Origin of the sequence: Kitasatospora aureofaciens (genome assembly GCF_001188955.3) — a bacterium.
In the GTDB taxonomy this organism is placed as follows: Bacteria; Actinomycetota; Actinomycetes; order Streptomycetales; family Streptomycetaceae; genus Kitasatospora; species Kitasatospora aureofaciens.
Window position 1 is genome coordinate 146199 of the sequence record NZ_JPRF03000014.1, and the last position, 19028, is coordinate 165226.

General features: G+C 73.9%; 15 protein-coding genes. 6 read left to right on the forward strand and 9 right to left on the reverse strand.

The genetic code is table 11. From position 1 onward, the window contains the following. Window positions 1-21: 21 nt before the first annotated feature. Entirely contained in the window at window positions 22-1848 is a 1827-nt protein-coding gene (locus HS99_RS07725; RefSeq protein ID WP_030554961.1) for a DNA polymerase/3'-5' exonuclease PolX, read from the forward strand. Between the two features lie 53 nt (window positions 1849-1901). Here HS99_RS07725 and HS99_RS07730 read toward each other — a convergent pair whose 3' ends face one another. Together HS99_RS07730 and HS99_RS07735 are read right to left on the reverse strand one after the other, a co-directional pair. Continuing rightward, window positions 1902-2804 (reverse strand): carbohydrate kinase family protein, encoded by a 903-nt coding sequence (locus HS99_RS07730; protein WP_030288423.1) that lies wholly within the window; start codon window positions 2802-2804, stop codon window positions 1902-1904. A gap of 3 nt (window positions 2805-2807) precedes the next feature. Further along, complete coding sequence (locus tag HS99_RS07735) at window positions 2808-3836, reverse strand: pseudouridine-5'-phosphate glycosidase (protein WP_078867550.1); 1029 nt, start codon at window positions 3834-3836, stop codon at window positions 2808-2810. Between the two features lie 138 nt (window positions 3837-3974). Between HS99_RS07735 and HS99_RS07740 the strand changes: the two genes are divergently transcribed. Both HS99_RS07740 and HS99_RS07745 read left to right on the forward strand, forming a co-directional pair. Then, window positions 3975-4877 (forward strand): LysR family transcriptional regulator, encoded by a 903-nt coding sequence (locus HS99_RS07740; protein WP_030554963.1) that lies wholly within the window; start codon window positions 3975-3977, stop codon window positions 4875-4877. Window positions 4878-5132: 255 nt separating this feature from the next. Beyond that, complete coding sequence (locus HS99_RS07745; RefSeq protein ID WP_046387003.1) at window positions 5133-6812, forward strand: peptide-N4-asparagine amidase; 1680 nt, start codon at window positions 5133-5135, stop codon at window positions 6810-6812. 375 nt (window positions 6813-7187) lie between these two features. Here HS99_RS07745 and HS99_RS07750 read toward each other — a convergent pair whose 3' ends face one another. Both HS99_RS07750 and HS99_RS07755 read right to left on the reverse strand, forming a co-directional pair. Next, entirely contained in the window at window positions 7188-7859 is a 672-nt protein-coding gene (locus HS99_RS07750) for a response regulator (RefSeq protein WP_272868951.1), read from the reverse strand. Between the two features lie 153 nt (window positions 7860-8012). After that, window positions 8013-9197 (reverse strand): sensor histidine kinase, encoded by a 1185-nt coding sequence (locus HS99_RS07755; protein WP_050366412.1) that lies wholly within the window; start codon window positions 9195-9197, stop codon window positions 8013-8015. 149 nt (window positions 9198-9346) lie between these two features. Between HS99_RS07755 and HS99_RS07760 the strand changes: the two genes are divergently transcribed. Together HS99_RS07760 and HS99_RS07765 are read left to right on the forward strand one after the other, a co-directional pair. Beyond that, window positions 9347-9925 carry a hypothetical protein gene (locus HS99_RS07760; RefSeq protein WP_050366413.1) on the forward strand — a complete coding sequence of 193 codons (579 nt, stop codon included), beginning with the start codon at window positions 9347-9349 and terminating at the stop codon, window positions 9923-9925. 171 nt (window positions 9926-10096) lie between these two features. Next, window positions 10097-10858, forward strand: a complete 762-nt coding sequence (locus HS99_RS07765; protein ID WP_232543151.1) for a (2Fe-2S)-binding protein — start codon at window positions 10097-10099, stop codon at window positions 10856-10858. Between the two features lie 222 nt (window positions 10859-11080). Here HS99_RS07765 and HS99_RS07770 read toward each other — a convergent pair whose 3' ends face one another. From HS99_RS07770 to HS99_RS07790, 5 genes are all read right to left on the reverse strand, one after another. Then, window positions 11081-12133: an ABC-2 transporter permease gene (locus HS99_RS07770; protein ID WP_046386662.1), complete on the reverse strand. Its 1053-nt coding sequence runs from the start codon at window positions 12131-12133 to the stop codon at window positions 11081-11083. 164 nt (window positions 12134-12297) lie between these two features. Then, entirely contained in the window at window positions 12298-13893 is a 1596-nt protein-coding gene (locus HS99_RS07775) for an alpha-amylase family glycosyl hydrolase (protein WP_030554972.1), read from the reverse strand. Window positions 13894-14174: 281 nt separating this feature from the next. Continuing rightward, the gene (locus tag HS99_RS07780) at window positions 14175-14798 is read right to left on the reverse strand and encodes a bifunctional 4-hydroxy-2-oxoglutarate aldolase/2-dehydro-3-deoxy-phosphogluconate aldolase (RefSeq protein ID WP_030288402.1); all 624 of its coding nucleotides are present in this window, start codon (window positions 14796-14798) and stop codon (window positions 14175-14177) included. Continuing rightward, on the reverse strand, window positions 14795-16411 hold the full coding sequence (locus HS99_RS07785; RefSeq protein WP_030554974.1) for an N-acyl-D-amino-acid deacylase family protein: 1617 nt from the start codon (window positions 16409-16411) through the stop codon (window positions 14795-14797). The genes HS99_RS07780 and HS99_RS07785 overlap by 4 nt, the downstream gene beginning before the upstream one ends. Then, entirely contained in the window at window positions 16411-17748 is a 1338-nt protein-coding gene (locus HS99_RS07790) for a type III PLP-dependent enzyme domain-containing protein (RefSeq protein ID WP_305953102.1), read from the reverse strand. The genes HS99_RS07785 and HS99_RS07790 overlap by 1 nt, the downstream gene beginning before the upstream one ends. Before the next feature lie 123 nt (window positions 17749-17871). Here HS99_RS07790 and HS99_RS07795 point away from each other — a divergent pair, with 123 nt between their 5' ends. Beyond that, the gene (locus tag HS99_RS07795) at window positions 17872-19008 is read left to right on the forward strand and encodes a sugar kinase (RefSeq protein ID WP_046386951.1); all 1137 of its coding nucleotides are present in this window, start codon (window positions 17872-17874) and stop codon (window positions 19006-19008) included. Window positions 19009-19028: the final 20 nt, after the last annotated feature.

The window sequence follows — 19028 nt, forward strand, 5'->3', positions numbered from 1 at the left end:
CGCCGAACCTAGACTTGCCCCATGCCCCGGCTCAACGACCAGGTCGGAGAACTGCTCCAGGAGTACGCCGACCTGATCAACATCACCGGTGGGGACGCCTTCCGGGCCCGCGCCTACGAGAAGGCCGCCCGAGCCGTCGGCGGCCACCCCGAGGACCTGGCCGATCTGGACGTCAAGGGACTGCAGCAGATCCCCGGCGTCGGCAAGTCCACCGCCGAGAAGATCGCCGAGTACCTCGCGACCGGCAGGATCCCGGCGCTCGAGTCCCTGCGTGCCAAGATCCCGTCCGGCGTCCGGGAGATGATGGCCGTCCCCAGCGTCGGCCCGAAGCGTGCCCTCGCCCTCTACCGGGACCTCGGCATCGCCTCCGTGGAGGAGCTCGCCGAGGCGATCCGCGCCGACAGGCTGGCCGGCGTGGCCGGCTTCGGCGAGCGCAGCGGCGAGAAGATCCTGCACGGCATCGAGCTGATGCGGCAGTCCGGCGGACGGACCCTGCTCGACACCGCCACCGAGCTGGCCGAGCAGTTGGTCGAGGCGCTCTCCGCCGTCCCCGGCTGCACCCGCTGCGCGTACGCGGGTTCGCTGCGCCGGATGCGCGAGACGGTGGGCGACATCGACGTGCTGGCGACCGCCGCCGACTCCGCTCCGCTGATGGCCGCACTCACCGAACTCCCGTACGTGGCCGAGGTGATCGGCAGCGGACCGACCAAGACCTCGGTCCTCACCACCCAGGGGATCCAGGTGGACCTGAGGGTCGTGCCCGAGGAGGACTGGGGCGCCGCTCTGGTCTACTTCACCGGCTCGAAGGCGCACAACATCAAGCTGCGCACGATGGCGGTGCGGGCCGGGCTGAAGCTCTCCGAGTACGGCCTGTTCGAGGTCGACGGCGACGCCCGGAAGGGTGCCAAGGGAGCACAGGGCGCCAAGACGGAAGGCACCAAGGGAGCACAGGGCGCGAAGGGGGCACAGGGCGCCAGGACAGAAGGCACCAAGGTGGTCTCCGCGACCGAGGACGAGGTGTACGCGGCCCTCGGCCTGCCCTGGATCCCGCCGACGCTGCGCGAGGACCGCGGCGAGATCGAGGCCGCGCTGAACGGTGAACTCCCTGACCTCATCGAGGAGTCGGACCTGCGCGGCGATCTGCACACCCACACCGACCTGACCGACGGCCTGGCCACCCTCACCGAGATGATCGACACGGCCGCGGCCCGCGGCTACTCCTACTACGCCGTCACCGACCACGCGCCGGACCTGGTGATGCAGCGGATGACGAACGAGAAGATGCTCGCCCAGCGCGAGGAACTGCGCCGACTCGCCGACCGCCACAAGAAGTTGCGCCTGCTGCACGGCACCGAGCTGAACATCGGCCCGGACGGCGGCGTGGACTGGCCACCCGAGTTCCTGGCCGGCTTCGACGTCTGCGTGGCCTCCGTGCACTCGCACTTCAACCTCGACCGCGCCGCCCAGACCCGCCGGTTGATCCGCGCCTGCGAGAACCCGTACGTCCACATCATCGGCCACCTCACCACCCGGCGGATCGGCCGGCGCGGACCGATCGACGTCGACCTGGACGCGGTGTTCGAGGCCGCCGCGCGCACCGGAACCGCGATCGAGATCAACAGCTCCCCGCAGCGCCTCGACCTGCGCGACGAGGACGTCCTGCGGGCCAAGCGGCACGGCGTGCGCTTCTCGATCGACAGCGACGCGCACGCCACCGGCCACCTCGCCTACCCGCGCTTCGGCATCGGTACGGCGCAGCGCGGCTGGCTCACCACCGAGGACGTGATCAACGCCTGGACCTGGCAGAAGCTGAAGCGCTTCCTCCACAAGGACGCACTACAGAAGTAGTACTACCGACGTAGTGCTCCCCTGGCCGGCCGGAACCGCACCGCCGACGTCTCCTAGCACCCGCCCCCGCACCCGCCCCCGCCGCCGCCGAGCGAGGCCCCCGGCGAGCCCAGGACCCGGGCCGCGCTGCGGTGCCCGAGCCCGGCCGCCAGCCGCAGGTCCCCGTTCCTCAGGAACCCGGCCAGGAAGCCCGCCGCGAAGGCGTCCCCGGCCCCGGTGAGGTCACGTACCTCGGCGACGGGTGGCACCGGCACGGTGAACAGGTCCTCGCCCGGCACGTCGACCGTCGTCGGCTCCGCCCCCGACTTGGTGACCACCGTGGTGGCGCCCAGTCGGGCGCGCTCCGGCCCGGGCAGGCCGTCCACCAGCAGGCCGAGGAAGGCCGACTCCGAGCGGTTGGCGAACACGAAGGTCGGCGCCAACCCGACCAGCAGGGCGAGGAACCGCTCCCGTCCGAACTGCTCCAGCATCCCGGTGGAGGAGGCGTCCACCGACGTGGTGCCGCCCGCCTGCCGGACCCGGGCGAGCGCGTCGACCGCCGTCCGTCCGACCGGCTCGCCGTCGAAGGAGTAGGCGGGCACGTGCAGGTGGGTCAGGCCGGCCAGCCACTCGTCCGGGGCGCGTTCCAGCAGCTTGGCCGCACCGCGGTCGGGCAGCATGGTGCGCTCGCCGTCCGGGTCGATCAGCACCACGATGCTGCCGGTCCGGCCGTGCCGCTGCACCCGTACGTCCACGCCGTGGCCGCCGAGTTCGGCGACGACGCCGTCCCCGACCGGGTCCGCGCCGACGCAGCCGAGGAAGCGGACCGGGTACTGCCCGGCGGCGAAGCAGGCGACGTTGGCCGCGCTGCCACCGCGCCGGCGGAACACCCGGGCCCCGGAGTCGGTGCCGTGGCGCAGCGGGCCGTCGGCCCAGACCACGATGTCCTCCACGAGGTCGCCGAGCACCCCGAGCACGGGTCAGGCCCCGGTGGACGCGGGAGCGGACCCACCGGCCCGGGCGGCCAGGGCGACGGCGATCTCGCCACCGAGGCGGACGTTGCCGCGGTAGACCTCGACGTTGACCTCCAGGCTGCGGCCGCCGGTGTCACGCTGGATGTGGTCGAGCAGGAACGGAGTGGAGGCGTTGCCGGTGATGCCCCGGCGCTCGGCCTCGGCCCGGGCCCGGGCCAGGATGCCGTCCAGCTCCTCCGGCGGCAGTTGCTTGGCGGGGTCGACCGGGTTGGCGACCAGGACGGCCTGCGGCAGGTCGAGCCGGTCACGGGCGTCGATGACGGCGGCGGCCTCCTCGGGCGACCGGACGGCGAAGTTGATCTCGTGGCCGGAGTCGGTGACGTAGAAGCCGGGGTACTTGGTGGTGCGGTAGCCGATGACCGGGATGTTGAGGGTCTCGAAGCGCTCCAGGGTGGCCCGGATGTCGAGGATGGACTTCACGCCCGCGCTGATCACGGTGACCGGCGTGGCCGCCAGGGTGGTCAGGTCGGCGGACTCGTCGAAGCTCTCCGAGGCGCCGAAGTGGACGCCGCCCAGGCCGCCGGTGGAGAAGACCCGCACGCCCGCGCGGTGGGCGAGGAAGGCCGTGGCGGCGACCGTGGTGCCACCGTGGCGTCCGAGCGCGGCGACGACGGGCAGGTCGCGCAGGCTGACCTTGTCCAGGCCGTCGGTGGCGGCCAGTTCGGTGATCTGCTCGGCGCTCAGACCGACCGTGGGGACGCCCGAGTGCACGCCGATGGTCGCCGGCACGACTCCCGCCCCGCGCAGCTGCTCCTCGGCCTCCAGCGCGACCGCCAGGTTGCGGGGCCGCGGCAGGCCGTGGGTGAAGATCGTCGACTCCAGGGCGACCACCGGACGGCCGTCGGCGACGGCCTGCACGACCTCCTCGGAGATCCGGATGGCGGCGGTGCCGCTGGTGGCGCTGCCGGTGCCGGGGGCGCCGGCCGTGCTGGGAATGCCGGCAGTGCCGGCGGTGCTGCGGGGCAGTCCGGTCATGATGCGAGCTTCCTGTGAGATGCCACTGCGGTGGGGCAACGCGACGATCAGCGTATGGACGGTTCGGATCGGAAACCAGAATGAGTCCTGGGGTTTTCGATAGGTGGTCAGCTATTGGTTCTCACTAGGCTGATCCTCATGGGCTTCACCTTGCGTCAGCTGGAGGTCTTCCTGACCGTCGCGGAGACGCTGCACTTCGGCCGGGCCGCCGAGCGGCTGCACATCTCGCAGCCGACGGTCAGCCAGGAGGTCGCCCGGCTGGAGCGGACCGTCGGCGTGGAGCTGTTCGACCGCAGCCGCCGCTCGGTCGCGCTGACCGGGGCCGGCGAGGTGATGGCCGCCGAGAGCGCGCGGCTGCTCGAACAGGCGGGGGCTCTGCTGACCCGGGTCCGGCTGCACGAGGAGTCCCGACTGGGGACGGCCCGGATCGTCGCCTCGCCGAGCGTGGTGAACCGGCTGCTGCCCGCCGTGGTCAGCCGCGCGGAGCAGGAGCTGCCCGCGCTCGACACCGCCGAACTCGCCGTCGACACCGGGCAGGTCTCCGCCACCTTGGCCGGCGAGCTCGCCGACATCGGCCTCGGCCGCTTCCTGGAGGAGGTGTCCGGCTACCGGCTGGAGCGGATCGCCGACGAGCCGGTCCGGGTCGCCCTCGGCCGGGACCACCCGCTGGCCGGGCGGGTGAGCCTGGGGCTGACCGAACTGCGCGACCTCCCACTGCTGTTGTGGCCGCGCGAGCAGCACCCCCGGTACTACGACCACGTGCTCGGCCTGTGCGCGGAGCGCGGCGTCGACCCGCCGGTGCTGGTCAGCCCGCCGCGGATCGTCGGCTCCCGGCTGTACCTGCTCGCCCGCAACCGCGCCTTCTCGCTGGTGCCCGGCTCGTTGACCGGCCACCTCACCGAGGACGTGGCCACCGTACCGCTGGAGGGGCGGGCCACCCTGCCGCTGGAGATGCAGTGGCGCACGGACGACCGGCGGCCTGCGCTGGCGACGCTGCGCAACGTGATCCGGCAGGAGGCGGCGAAGCTGGAGGACCGGTAGGAGCCACCGGACCTCAGCCCCGGAAGACTGAACCGACCATAGGCACCACCGGAGTTGTGGAAGCCCAGAGCCTCCGGCAGCAGCCCTTGACGCTCACATGCCACCGCCGAAAGGATGCCCGGATCACCCACCCGGCCCGTCGCGCGCCGACGGACCGCCCGACGACCCCGGGGATCCACCTTGGCCCTGCGCTCCCTGTTCCGCCGTCCCGAGTCCCGAACGCCCGCACTCGGCCGAACCGAGTCCCGGATGCCCATGACCCGGCGTCCCGAGTCCCGAACGCCCGTACTGCGCCGCGTCGCCGGACTGATCGGCGCCGCCGCCCTCGCCCTGTCCGGCACCCTCACCGCCGCCGCCCCCGCCCACGCCGACTTCGGCAGCGACTACCACGACCCGGTCACCGCCACCAAGCCGCTCACCCGCCCCGACACCCGCTCCTGCACCGTCGACGTGATGCGCGACCGCGAGTTCCGCAACGGCTACGGAAACCCGCCAGACACCCCGTACACCGCCACTCTCACCCCGCCCGCCGCCTGCGCCGGCCCCTGGTCCGCCGTGGTCCTGGACATCCACGGACAGGTCGCCGGGCGGCAGTTCGACCGGATCTTCAGCGTCCGCGTCGGCGGCGTCCAGGTGCTGCTGTCCTCCACCCCGGAGCCGTCCAAGGACGGCATCCAGTGGAACGTCGAACGCGATCTCACCCGCTACGCCCCGCTGTTCACGGCCGGCCCGCAGCCGTTCTCCTTCGACCTCGCCAACGTCACCGACGCCACCTACACCGGTGTCTACAAGATCTCGGCGAGCCTGACCTTCTACACCGCCGACGACCGCTGGCCCGCCACCCACAACGCCGACCAGGTCCTCACCACCGGCCCGTTCTCGCTCACCCAGGCCGCCCCGAGCACCGGCAAGGACCTCACCTTCCCGCCGAACCTGGAGCGCCTGACCGCCGAGGTCTACGCCCGGGGCGGCGGCGCCTGCGAGGAGTTCGCGTACGCCTCCGCACCGGACGCCTTCGTCGCCGCCAACCCCTCGATCGGCGCCTGCGGCAAGGGCCCGTTCCGCGAGCTGCGGCTCACCGTGGACGGCCGGGTGGCCGGCGCGGTCTGGCCGTACCCGGTGATCTACACCGGCGGCTGGGACCCCCTGCTGTGGCGGCCGGTCCCGGGCATCTTCGCCTTCGACCTGCCCGCCTACCGGCTCGACCTCACCCCGTACGCCGGCCTGCTGCTCGACGGCCGCCCGCACAGCCTCGGCATCACGGTCAACGCGGCCGAGGCGCAGAGCAACGACGTCTGGACGGGCCAGGTCAACCTGTTCGCCGAGGTCGATCACGGCGCCGCCCGCACCTCCGGGCAGCTCACCGACTACCGCGTCGCCCCCGAGGCGACCGTCGGCACCGAGCTCACCGACCACGGCGGCGGCAGCGGCGACTGGACCGTCACCGCGGCCCGGCACGATCTCGCCCGCGGCTGGGTGCAGACCTCGCACGGGCGGATCACCACCGAGGTCCGCGACGACCTCTCGTTCAGCTCCGCCCAGCAACTGCGCGATGGCGGCAACGACGTGACGCTGCACAACGGCACCGACCTCACCCGCACCACCGCCACCTGGGGCGGCGGACCGCACCGCACCACCACCGTGCACGAGGGCGAACCGCTGGACGTCACCTACAAGGTGACCCACGACGCGGCCGGGAACACCGACCAGAACACCGCGATGGACCTCGGCTACCACCGCGAGGCCACCACCTCGACCGGCAACCACGTCACCGAGCGCTCCACCGTCGACCACACCCTGCAACCCACCGCCCAGCGGCACGACGGCGACCGCACCGTCCGCACCGGCAGCAGCGCCGAGGACTACCGCAGCACCGGACCGGACGGGCCGTACCACCGGACGCTGAGCTCCGTCGACGGGTGGCCGAAGCCGTAAGCGGCTCGGACTCCGAGCGGCCGAAGCCGCAAGGCCGAGGCACATCGCCCCGACTTGCGAAATTTGCCCGAATTCGTCCCCTTGACCCCTGGTGCACACGTCGCGGGAGGCGCATGATGGGAGATGGACCTGCGAGGTAGCTGAAGGAAGTTCGACCGCAGGAGGCAGTGGCGACAGGTCGAGACGGATCAGGGTCTGCCGCTGGAAACTACCTCGGTCGACGATCGAACTACCGGCTGGAGGACGTCAAGTCCGTAAGCCACCCCCACCTCGTAGGTTCCGCGCGTCCACGGAGCATCCCCTCGGCTCCGTGGACGCGTCCATTCGCGCGACCGCAGCCGTGACCGCCCCCGCAACCGCCCCCGCGACCGCCCGCTACTGCGGCACCGGGTACCCCATCTCCCAGGCGTGCACCGCGATCCCGACCCGGTTCGCCACGCCCAGCTTGCGCTGGATGCTGGCCACGTGGGTCTTCACCGTCCCCGCGGAGATGAACAGTTCGGCCGCGATGTCGGCGTTGGTCCGGCCCGCCGCGACGTGTCCCGCGATCTCCACCTCCCGCTCGGTCAGCGCCACCACCGGTGCGGCCGACCGGGCCGGCCGACGCGGCGCCGTCACGTGCTTCAGCAGCCGCACCGTCACCGACGGACTGATCAGGCTCTCGCCGTTCGCCGCCGCCCGCACCGCCTCGGCCAGCAAGGACGGGCCGGAACGCTTCAGCAGGAATCCGGCCGCGCCGTGCTGCAGCGCCGGGTAGACGTACTCGTCCAGGTCGAAGGTGGTCAGCACCACCACCCGCACCGAGCCGGACAGCCGCCTGGTCACCTCCAGCCCGTCCAGCCTCGGCATCCGGATGTCCACCAGCGCGACGTCCGGCCGCAGGTCGGCCGCCAGCTCCAGCGCGGCCAGCCCGTCGACGGCCTCGCCCACCACCTCGATGTCCGGTTGCGCCTCCAGGATCCGCCGCACGCTGCGCCGCACGGCCTCCTGGTCGTCCGCGACCAACACCCGGATCACCCGCGGACACCCACCGTTCGTACTCGTCACGCCCGGCAGTCTTCCGCACGACCCGGCAGGCGGGGAAGTTCACGCTCGGGAAAGTCCACGCCGCCGCTCCGGCGCGGTTCACCTCCGCCCGGTGAGGCCGGCCGTCATGAACGCATCCAGTGGACCTCCCTCCGCTCCTCCGTCCGTCAGCCGTCACCTCCCCGGCAGAGTGCAGCACACCTCCCAGCCCGACGGGCCGAGCGGGCCGGAGGTCAGGGTGCCGCCGTGGGCGGCGGCACGGGCCGCGAGGCCGGCCAGGCCGGTACCGCCGGTGCCGGGGCGGCGGCGCAGCCGGAGCCTCCGGGTGGCCGGCCCACCGGTGTCACCGACGGTCAGCCGTACCGCGCGGCCATCCGGCTCGGGGGCCACCCGGACCGTCACCACGGCGGCCTGCGGGGCGTGGCGGCGGACGTTGGTCAGGGCCTCCAGGACGACGGCGTACGCGGTGGCCTGGGCCTCGGCGGAGAGCAGTCCGACGACCCCCGGGGCCAGATCGACGGTGGCGCGCGGACCGCCCTTCGTCCCGAAGCGGGCCACCAGCTCCGGCAGATCGGCCAGACCGGGGCGGCGGGTGGTTCCGGCCGCCTCCTGGTCCCCGCGCAGCGCGCCGACCATCTCGTCCATCGAGTCCAGCGCACGCAGCCCCGCCTCCTCCAGCCGGCGCAGCAGCGTCGCCGTCTCCTCCGTCTCCGGCCCCGGGAGCTGGCCGGCCTGGGCCTCCAGCACGATGCCCGTGATCTCGTGGGCGACGAAGTCGTGCAGTCCGCGCGCGACTTCGAGCCGCTGCTCGCGCCTGGCCCGGGCTACGGCCCGTTCCCGGCGGGCGTCCAGGACGCGCAGGTAGAGACTCGCTCCGCCGACCCCGAGCACCGGCAGCAGGGAGAACAGCACGCCACCCACCGGCCCGGCCGCGCCGCCCTGGGGCATCCGGAGGGCGAACCGCAGCGGCAGCACCACGGCCGCGAGGCCGACCAGTCCGCCGATCGGCCCGGCCCAGCGGTCGGGAAGCCTGCGGACAGCCCGGAACAGCACACCGATCAGCGCGAGCCATTCGAACGGCGCCCAGAACGCGGGCAGCCGGTAGGGCCCCGGGTAGCACAGGTCGACCAGCAGCGAGGCCCCGGCGGCCGCGCCGGCCGCGGTGGCGAGCGTGACCCGGCCGAGCGGCCACGCCAGCAGCGCCACCACGGCGGCCAGCGCGGCCGTCAGGGCGAGCAACAGGGCCGCGCCGCGGTCCCCCGGGTGCGCGAGCGCGGCGGGCGCGAACAGCAGGAGGGCGGCGGTGACGGTGGGCCAACGCCGGGACCGGTCGGGGCGGGTCAGTGGATCGGTACGCACACCGCCGAGACTACGGGCAGCTCTCCCGGGGGAGGCGGGCCTCCTCCCCCAGGTGGAGCCAACTCCCCTCCCTGGCGGGAGGTTTGCCCGACCCTCCCGCGGGAGACTCGTTGCCGTCGGAACGACCCCGCACAGGAGGATGAACCATCGTGAACCGCCGTCCCGCCGTCACCGCGGCCGTGCTCTGTCTCCTGGCGGCGACGGTCGCCACCGCCGCCCCGGCCTCCGCCGGGGCACCGGCCCCATCAGGGCCGCCGACCTCCTCGGCGGGACCGGTCGCCGCGACCGATGCGTCGGTGAGCCTGCACGGCACCGGTGACACCGTTCTCGGCTCCGGCTTCAGCACCTTCGAGGGCGACCCGGTCCAGTTCACGATCGACGCCCGCGCCGACACCCTCAAGCCCTCGGAGACCACCCGCGGCCACTTCCACGTCCGCCACGTGCACACCGACGGCCGGCTGGTCGCCGACTTCGAGGGGGACATCACCTGCCTGGCCGTCGGCGGCCGGGAGGCCATCGCCACGGGCGTGGTCACCAGGGGCGAGGCGCCGTGGTTCCCTGGCAAGCCGGTGGTCGGCCAGAAGGTGGCGCTCTCGGTGGAGGACCACGGCCGGCACGGGGACCGGATCGGCTGGATCTGGGGCTTCTTCGGCGCGCCGGTCTCGGACTGCCAGGGCACGGTACCGTTCATCCGCACGACCGGTGGCGACTTCACCGTGCGCGGCTGACCTCCGCCTGAGCACCGCCTGACCAGGGCCTTCCGGCACGCCGGGCCGGGGTGTCACCACCTGCCCGATCACCCGGACCCCCTGGAGGCACCGATGCTCCCCGACCGCCCGACCACCCCCGGGCCGACCGAAGCCGGGCGCGGGGTCCAACGACCGCACAGGGGAGGGCCGTTGAACCCCGCGCCCCAGCCCCCGCCGGGCACCTCCCCCCAGCCGGGCCTCGCACCTCGGCACCCCGACTACGCCCGACTCGCCGCTGTCGGCCCCTACTTCGCCCTCCACACCTCGACCGCCACCACCCCGCCGCCCGGCTTCCGCCCCCTCCCCGAGCTGTACGGCACCGGCCCGGACGCGCCGCTCGCGGCCCGGATCCGGGTGGTGGCGCAGCGCCTGGGTACGGCCGAACTCCGGGTCGCCGCCTCGATCCTGCACCTCGGTCTGGCCGCCCGCTTCTGGTCGGTGGGCCTGGGGTCGGCCGTGCTACTGGGGACGGTCCCGACGCTGGAGCACGCCTGGGTGCGGGTCCCGGACCAGGGGCCGATCGACCTCTGGACGCCGCCGGAACCGATCCGCCCCACCCCCGGCGGTCTCGTCGACCAGCTGCACCAGGCCGTACTGGTCGGGCAGTTGGAGCCACTGGCCGAAGCGGTGCGCACCGCCGTGCCGCTCGCGGCGCGCCTGCTGCGCGGCAACGCCGCCTCCGCGCTGGCCGGTACGCTCCGGATGCTGGACGCCCATGCCCCGGGCGCGGCCCGGGAGTTGGTCGCACAGCTACTGGACCATCCGCCGCTGGCGGGTTCCGGCACACTGCTCACCGGCCCGCACGGCGCGGCGTTCCGGCGGACGAGCTGCTGCCTCTACTACCGGATCGGTCCGGGTGCGGGGCTCTGCGGGGACTGCTGCTTCACGCGGCCACCGGCCCGACGGCGGTAGAGCGACCGGCGGGCCCGCGGCCAATGACCAACGGGCTCGCGGACAGCGACCAGCGGATCCGCGGTTCAGGCGCGAGCGGGCCCGCGCCCGGCTTGTCCAAGGCCGGGCGCGGGCCTCCGATCCCCACCCGGCGCGATGCCCGTGGCGCCGGGTGAAGCCTTCGAGGTTCTGCGGTCGGACGGTCGCCCCGCAGTCGGACGCGCGCCCCGCAGTCGGCGGTCCTCAGATCGCGACCGCCTCCTCCATCTCCTCCTCGGCCTCCACCGGCGTCTCCACCGGACGGCGCCCGCGGCCCTCGTACAGCGCCGCGGCCACCAGGGCCGCCCCGCCCAGCAGCAGCCACACCACCAGGGTCAGCACGTGACCGCCGAGGCCGGCGCCGCCGTCGAAGTACATGATGCTGCGCGCGCCCTCCAGATAGCCGGCGCCGGTCCAGAAGCCGTGCAGGCTCCCGAAGAAGCCGTTCTGCAGCTCGGGCCGGTAGATGCCGCCGGAGGAGGTGAAGTTGAGCATCACGAACAGCACCATCAGCGCGAGCGTGGTCCACTTCTTCAGGAAGCTGTGCAGGCCGATGCCGATCAGGACGATGCCTGCGGAGTAGAGCCAGCCCAGCGCCCAGATCGCGGCGTAGTCGTGGTCGACGACGTGGAAGACCGGCCCGGCGGTGACGATCCCGATCACGCTGACCACCAGCGAGACCGCCACTCCGACCAGCGCCCGGATCCGCAGGCTCAGCCCGGCACCGGCGGCGCCGATCGCCGCGACGCTGGCGTAGGAGCCGATGCTCAGCGCGACCAGCAGGAAGAACAGGCCCTGGCCGGTCGGGTCGCCCTCGGCGAGGGTGGTGAGGTCGGTGACGTGCAGCGGGACGCCCTGCTTGTCGGTGACGTTGGTGAACACCGCCGTGGCGGCCACCACCGAGGTGTCCGAGTTGCCCTTGGCCACGATCAGCTCGGGACTCCCGGCGTCGGGCACGAAGGCGCCGACCAGGTCTCGCTCGCGCAGCTGCTGCTCGGCGGTGGCGCGGTCGTCGACGGTGCGGACGTCCAGCGCGTCGCCGGCCTTGCCCTGGATCGCCTGGGCCAGGCCGTGCGCCTGGGGGCCGGCCCCGACCACGGCGACCTTGAGGTGGTGGGGTTCCGGCTGGTGGAAGGCGCCCTGGTAGGCGAGGGCCATGCCGAGACACATCAGCAGCGGGGTGAGCAGGTGGACGGCGAGGTGCTTGAGCGAGTGCCCCAGGGTGGGCGCTGCCGCGATGGTCTGGGGTGTGCTCATGGCGTTCGTACCGTCCTCCGGCGAATCTTTTCGATCAAGGTGGCAAATACAACCAATGCAGGTGGTAAATGCAACCATCTATGGATGTAGCTTACAACTATCCGACATCGATCGGAAGCCGGGGCCACTCTCCGGGACGGTCCGGCGCCCGCCGGACCGTCCGCTCAGCCCAGCTCGAACACGCCGTACGAGAAACCGTCCGCCCGCAGCTCTTCGTCCACCACCCGCACGCCCTGCACCTCCAGCGGCCGCACCGGGCGCCCATCGCCGGTACCGTCCGCCACCCGGACCACCCCCGGCTCCCGGCGCGGGTTCACGGCGACCAGGTACCGCCCGGACCGGACGTACACCAGCGGGTACCCGGCGTGCCGCACCTCGACCCCGCCGGCCGTTCCCAGCCCCGGGTGGGCACGGCGCAGCGAGATCAGCCGCCGGACGGTGTGCAGCAGCGACGTCGGGTCGGCCCGCTGGGAGAGCACGTCCGGCCGCCGCGGGTCCGGGTCCACCGGCAGGTAGAACCGGTCGGGAGTCGCGGCCGAGAACCCGGCCGACGGGCCCGGCACCCATTGCATCGGCGTCCGCGAGCCCGCCCGGTTGTAGCGAGGGCCGAGCACGCTGCCCTCGACGTCCGGCAGCCCGGGCAGGTAGCGCATGCCGATCTCGTCGCCGTAGTACACCGCGGGCAGGGTCGGCCAGGTGAACAGGAAGGCGAGGGCGGGGGCGAGTTGCTCGCCCGAACGGGGGCCGGTGGCGAGCCGGGAGAAGTCGTGGTTGGCGGTGGGCAGCACGATGTACCCGTCGCCATCGGTGAGTTCGGCGGCGGAGCGCCAGGCGTCCAGGAAGGTCTGCGGGGTGCCGCGGCCCTCGGCCTCGAAGTAGCACGGGCCCTGCTGCCAGAACTCCTCCACCGTGCCGCCGCCGTTGTTCCACAGCGAGCGCAGCGGAAGGCCGTGGTCGTTCCCGCCGAAGTGCAGGAAGAAGTCCGCGTGGAACCCCGCTGAAACGGCGGCGGCCGGCTCGCCCCACTCGGCGAGCAGCGCGGCCCGGGGGTGGGCGCGGTCCAGCCAGTCGCGCAGTTCGGTCCAGAGCTTGGCGGTCTCGACCCGGCCCGGGTCGTCCTTGACCAGTGAGTACGCCATGTCCACCCGGAAGCCGGACACCCCCAGGTCCAGCCAGTGCGCCATGATCCCGCGCAGCGCCGCCCGGTTGGCGCGCGGGCCCTCGGCGTCCACCGGCTGGCGCCAGGGCTCCTCGGAACTACCGCGGGCGTAGCCGAAGTTGAGCGCGGGCTGGCAGTCGAAGAAGTTCGGCAGGTACCAGCCGGGGCGGCTCCCGGGTGAGGCGACGAAGCCGTCCGCCTGCCGGTCCGACCAGATGTAGCGGTGGTCGGCCCGGTCCTCGGCGGCGGCCAGGAACCAGGGGTGGCGGTCGGAGGTGTGCCCGGCGACCAGGTCGAGCAGGATCCGGATGCCCTTGCGGCGGGCGGCCTCGACCAGTGCGACCAGGTCCTCGGTGCGGCCGTAGCGCGGGGCGGGGGTGAGGTAGTCGGTGACGTCGTATCCGGCGTCGCGGAACGGCGAGGCGAAGCAGGGGTTGAGCCAGACCGTGTCCACGCCGAGCCAGGAGAGGTGGTCCAGGTGCTCGGCGATGCCGGCGAAGTCGCCGATGCCGTCGCCGTCGGAGTCCGCGAAGGTCTGGGGGTAGATCTGGTAGAGGACGGCATCGGCCAGCCAGTCGGGGCCGGGGCGGGTCGAGGTCATGGGGTGGGTCCTCCTGCCGGGTCCGGGGGCCGCGCGGGCCGAGAGCACGAGACGGGCCGGGCTGAGCCGGGAGCCGAAGGGCCGGGCCGGGCCGAGCCGGGTGCCACCGATTCTCGTCCAATCCCGGCCGTCCCGACAGCCCTCCACGCACCTTCACGGAACCACCGCCGTACCCGCCCGCGCCCCGCCACCCCGCCCCTGACGCCCCTGACGCCCCTGCGACGCCCTCGACGCCCCGCTCCCGACGCCCTCCGCTGCTTCTTCACCCCCGGGCGCCAGCGCTACGCCCGCGCCGCGCAGGCCCTGGTGAACTCCCGGGCCCGCCGGGTGATCTCCGCCCAGTCCCCCGCCTCGACCGCGGCCGGCGGCACCACGTCCGTGCCCGCGCACACCGCGAGCGCCCCCTGCGCCAGGAACTCGGCCGCGTTGCCCGCGTTCACCCCGCCGGAGGCCACCAGCGGCACGTCCGGGTACGGGCCGCGCAGGTCCTTGAAGTAGCCGGGGCCGAACGACCGGGCCGGGAAGATCTTGACGGCCGCGGCGCCCAGGTCGACCGCCCGGGCCACCTCGGTCGGAGTGAGCGCCCCCAGCACCACCGGCACTCCCCGGGCCCGCGCGGCCTGCGCGACCTCGGGCCGGCAGCCGGGGGTGACCAGGAACGACGCCCCCGCGTCGATCCCCCGCTCGGCCTGCTCCGCGGTCAGCACCGTCCCGACCCCGACCCGCCATCCGGACGCGGACGCCCGTGTCAGGTGGCCCGTCACATCCTGTGTGGTGTAAGTGAATTCGGTGAACCTGATACCTCCCTCGGCAAGTGCGGAGCACAGCGCGGCGGCGTCCGGGATCCGGGGCGCGCGGACCACCGCGATCACCGGGTCGTCCCACAGCTCGGAAAGGTGGTTCATCGGGCCAGAGTCCCTCGGTCGGTGCGGCGCAGGGCGCGCCCGGGCCGGGCGCCGGTGGTGCGACCCTGCCGGACGACGGCGGTGCCGTTGACGTACACGTACTCGATGCCCTCGGCGGGCAGCCGGGGTTGCTCGAAGGTGGCGGCGTCCCGGACCCGTCCGGGGTCGAGGAGCACCAGGTCCGCGTGGAAGCCGGGGGCGATCCGGCCGCGCCGGTCCAGTCCCAGCCGGGCGGCCGGCCTTCCGGTCATCCGGGCGACCGCCTCCTCCAGGGTGAGCACGCCCAACTCCCTGCTGTAGTGGCCGAGGTAGCGCGCGAAGGTGCCCCAGGCGCGCGGGTGCGGCCGGGCACCGACCAGCAGGCCGTCGCTTCCGACGGTGTGCGTCGGGTGTCGCATGACCGCCCGGACGTTCTCCTCGTGCCCGACGTGCTGGAGCACGGTGGTGCCCAACTCGTCCTGGCGCAGCAGGTCGAGGAAGGTCTCCGTCCCGCCGCGCCCGTGCTCGGCGGCGAGTTCGGCGACGGTCCGGCCGACCGCCCCGGCGAGCCGCTCCGAGCGGACGCCGGAGATCTGGATCGTCGTCCAGTCGGCGACCACGCCGTGGCAGCCGTCGCTCCCCTGCTCCTCCATCGCGCACCGGATCCGCTCACGGTCCGCCGGGTCGGCGAGCCGGGCCAGGGTCGCGCCCGGGCCGCCCTCGGTGGCCCAACTCGGCAGCAGGGCAGCCAGGGTGGTGGAGCCGGGCAGGTAGGGATAGCTGTCCAGGGTGAGGTCGATGCCGTCGGCGAGTGCCCGGTCGACCAGTTCCAGCAGTTCCCCCGCCCGGCCGCGGTTGACGCCGAAGTTCATCGTGGCATGGGTCAGGTGCAGTGCGCAGCCGGATCGCCGGGCGATCTCCACCATCTCCGCGTAGCCCTCCAACGCGCCGCGCCCGTACGAGCGTTGGTGTGGCGCGTGGAAGCCGCCGTAGGCCGCGACCACGGTGCACAGCTCGACCAGTTCGGCGGTGTCCGCGTACATCCCGGGGGTGTAGCTGAGGCCGCTGGACATGCCGACCGCGCCGTCCAGCAGGCCCTTCGCCAACTCCCGCCGCATCCGGTCGAGTTCGGCGGGAGTGGGCGCGCGGTTCTGCCAGCCCGTGGCGAGCATTCGCAGCGAGCCGTGCGGGACCAGGTAGCAGGCGTTGACGGCGGGCCGGGTGCGGTCGATCCGGTCCAGGTACCCGGCGACGTCGTGCCAGTCCCAGTCGAAGTCCGCCGGATCGCCGTTCCAGCCCGCCAGTTGGCGGCGCAGCGCGGGCAGGGTGGTGTCGTCCACCGGGGCGAAGGACAGGCCGTCCTGGCCGAGGACCTCGCAGGTGACGCCCTGGGTGACCTTGGCCGGGTGCTCGGGTTCGAGCAGCAGGGCGAGGTCGGAGTGGGCGTGCATGTCGATGAAGCCGGGGGCGAGCACCAGCCCATCGGCGTCCACTGTCGAGGGCCCGTGCAGTCCGGTGCCGATCTCGGCGATCAGCCCGTCGGCGATCCGCACATCGGCGCGGTAGCGTTCGGCGCCGGTTCCGTCGACGACCGTCGCCCCCTTGAAGACCTCACCTCTCGCCGCCTCCGGCATCAGAAGAATGTCCTGACCAGCCCGGTGACCTTCGGCTCGGCCGCATCCGCGGAGTCCAGCACCGGGATCGCGGTCCACTTGTCGAAGGCCGTGCACGGGTGCGAGACGCCGAGCCGCAGCACCGCGCCGATCGGCGCGAGGTCGCCCGCGTCGCGGAGGAAGGCGTGCTGGTCGTTGAGCGCGGTGATCCGCGCCGCCGCTCCCGTCAACCGGGCTCCGCCGCGCACGAGTTGCGGCTCGGGCAGACCATCGTCGAAGGGCAGGTCGCGCTTGCCGGCGTCCAGCAGCGCCAGTTGCGGCTCCGGCCGGGAGGCCACCCGGGCCCAGCCGTGCAGCGCGCCGCGGAACGGGGTGTCGCCGCCGCCCCGGACGAGCGGCGAGATGCCCCGGTAGAAGCCGTCGTCGTGGGCGATGTACGCGCCCGAGCGCAGCACCACGAGGGCCTCCGGCAGGGCGGCCAACTCATCGACCACCAGGTCGAAGTAGGCGCTGCCACCGGCCGAGACGACCGGCGGCACGCCGTCCGGGTAGGCGTCGGCGAGCCGGCCGTGCAGCTCGCCGAGCGCCTTCAGGTAACCGCGTACGGTGGCCAGCCCCTCGGTCGTGGCGTCGTGTGCGAGGGCTCCCTCGTAGCCGCCGACGCCGGCCAGCCGGAGGGTGGGCGCGCGCAGCACGGCGGCGGCGACCTCGACGGCCGCGTCCACGCCGCGCGCGCCGGTCCGCCCGCCCGGACCGCCGAGTTCGACCAGCACCTCGACCGGCCGTTCGGCCCCGGCGGCGCGCAGCGCCTCGTCCATCAGCCGTACGCCCTCGCTGGAGTCGGTCCAGCAGAGGAAGGCGAAGCCCGGGTCGGCGGCCAGTTCGGCGGCGAGCCAGGCGAGTCCGGCCGGGTCGAGCAGGGTGTTGGCGAGCAGGATCCGCTGGACGCCGAAGGCCCGGGCGACCCGCACCTGCGGCAGGTTGGCGAGGGTGATGCCGTGGCTGCCGGCGGCGAGTTGGGCCTGCCAGAGTTCGGGCGCCATGGTGGTCTTGCCGTGCGGGGCGAGGGCGACGCCCGCCTTGGCGCACCAGTCGGCCATGGTGCGGACGTTGTGGTCGAGCGCGGCGCCGTCGAGGGTGAGCAGCGGGGTGCCGAGCGAGGACAGGGTGGGCCCGGTGGCCAGCCAGTCGCGGACGGTGTGGCCCCAACTCTCGGGCGGGGCCGCCTTGAACCGCCAGTCGAGGGTCTCCTCGGCCAGTGCCGCCACCGCCCCTTCGGCGATCCCCGGCCCGGTCGCGGCGCTCGCGAAGGCGCTGCCGTCCGCCGGGCCACCGTCGCCTGCGTAGGTCTGCTCCACCGTCTTCCTCCATCCATCATGTTGCAGCATGTGCAACGAGGGTTGCACATGCTGGCAGCACGGTTCTAGCATCGGCGCCGGATCACGGTCAACGGACCCGACCGCAGACGAGGAGCCCAGCAGATGCCGCGACAGGACACCCCGGGCCCGACCCGCCCCGGGCCTCCGCCGACGGCCGTCTGCGTGGGCGAGTCGATGGCCGTCCTGCTGCCCGACCGCCCGGGCCCCCTGGAGGCCGTGGAGAGCTTCCGGATGTCGGTCGGCGGCGCGGAGTCCAACGTGGCCGGCACGCTGGCCGCGCTCGGCGTGCCGACCGCCTGGATCAGCCGGGTCGGTGACGACGGCTTCGGCCGCCGGCTGCTCGCCGAGGTCTCCGCCCGCGGCGTGGACGTCTCCGGCGTCACCGTCGACCCGCACCGCCCGACCGGCCTCTATCTCAAGGAGGTCGGCGGCGCCACCGGCCACCGGCACGACCTCGGCCCCGGCCGCAGCCGCCTCCACTACCACCGGCGCGGCTCCGCGGCCGCCGCGCTCTCCCCCGCCCTGCTCGCCGATCCGGCCGCCGCCGCCCTGCTGGCGGGCGCCCGCCTGCTGCACCTGTCCGGCATCACCGCCGCGCTCTCGGACGACTGCCTGGCCCTGCTGCGCGCCCTGCTCGCCGACCGCCGCCCGCACCGGCTGGTCAGCTTCGACCTCAACTGGCGCCCCGCGCTCTGGCGGGACCGCGACCCGGCCGTGCTGCCACAACTGCTGGACGCCGCCGGCCTGCTGCTGCTCGGCGCCGACGAGGCCCAGGACGCCTTCGGCACCGACGAGCCCGCCGCACTGCGCCGCCGCTTCCCCTCCCCCGCCACCGTGGTGGTCAAGGACGCGGCCCGGGTGGTCACCGCCCTGGAGCGGGACGGCACCGCGGTCGCCGAACCGGCCCTGGCCGTCGAGGTGGTGGAGGCCACCGGCGCGGGCGACGCCTTCGCGGCCGGGTACCTGGCCGGCCTCCTCCGCGGCCTGGACCAGCGCGGACGGCTGCGACTCGGCCACCTGGGCGCGGCCTGCGCGCTGACCGCCCACGGCGACCAGGCCGAGCTGCCGTCCGCCCCGGTGGTGGCTGCGCTGCTCGACGCCTCCCCGGCCGACTGGGCCGCCACCCGGGTCACCGCCGAGGGCATCACCTCCCCGGCCCTGCCCTCCGGCCGGGCCCCCGTCACGGCACCGGCCGGGTCCCGCACCAGGCCGCCGGCCGATCCGGCCCGGGCACAATGAGCACGAACCGCAGCCACCCG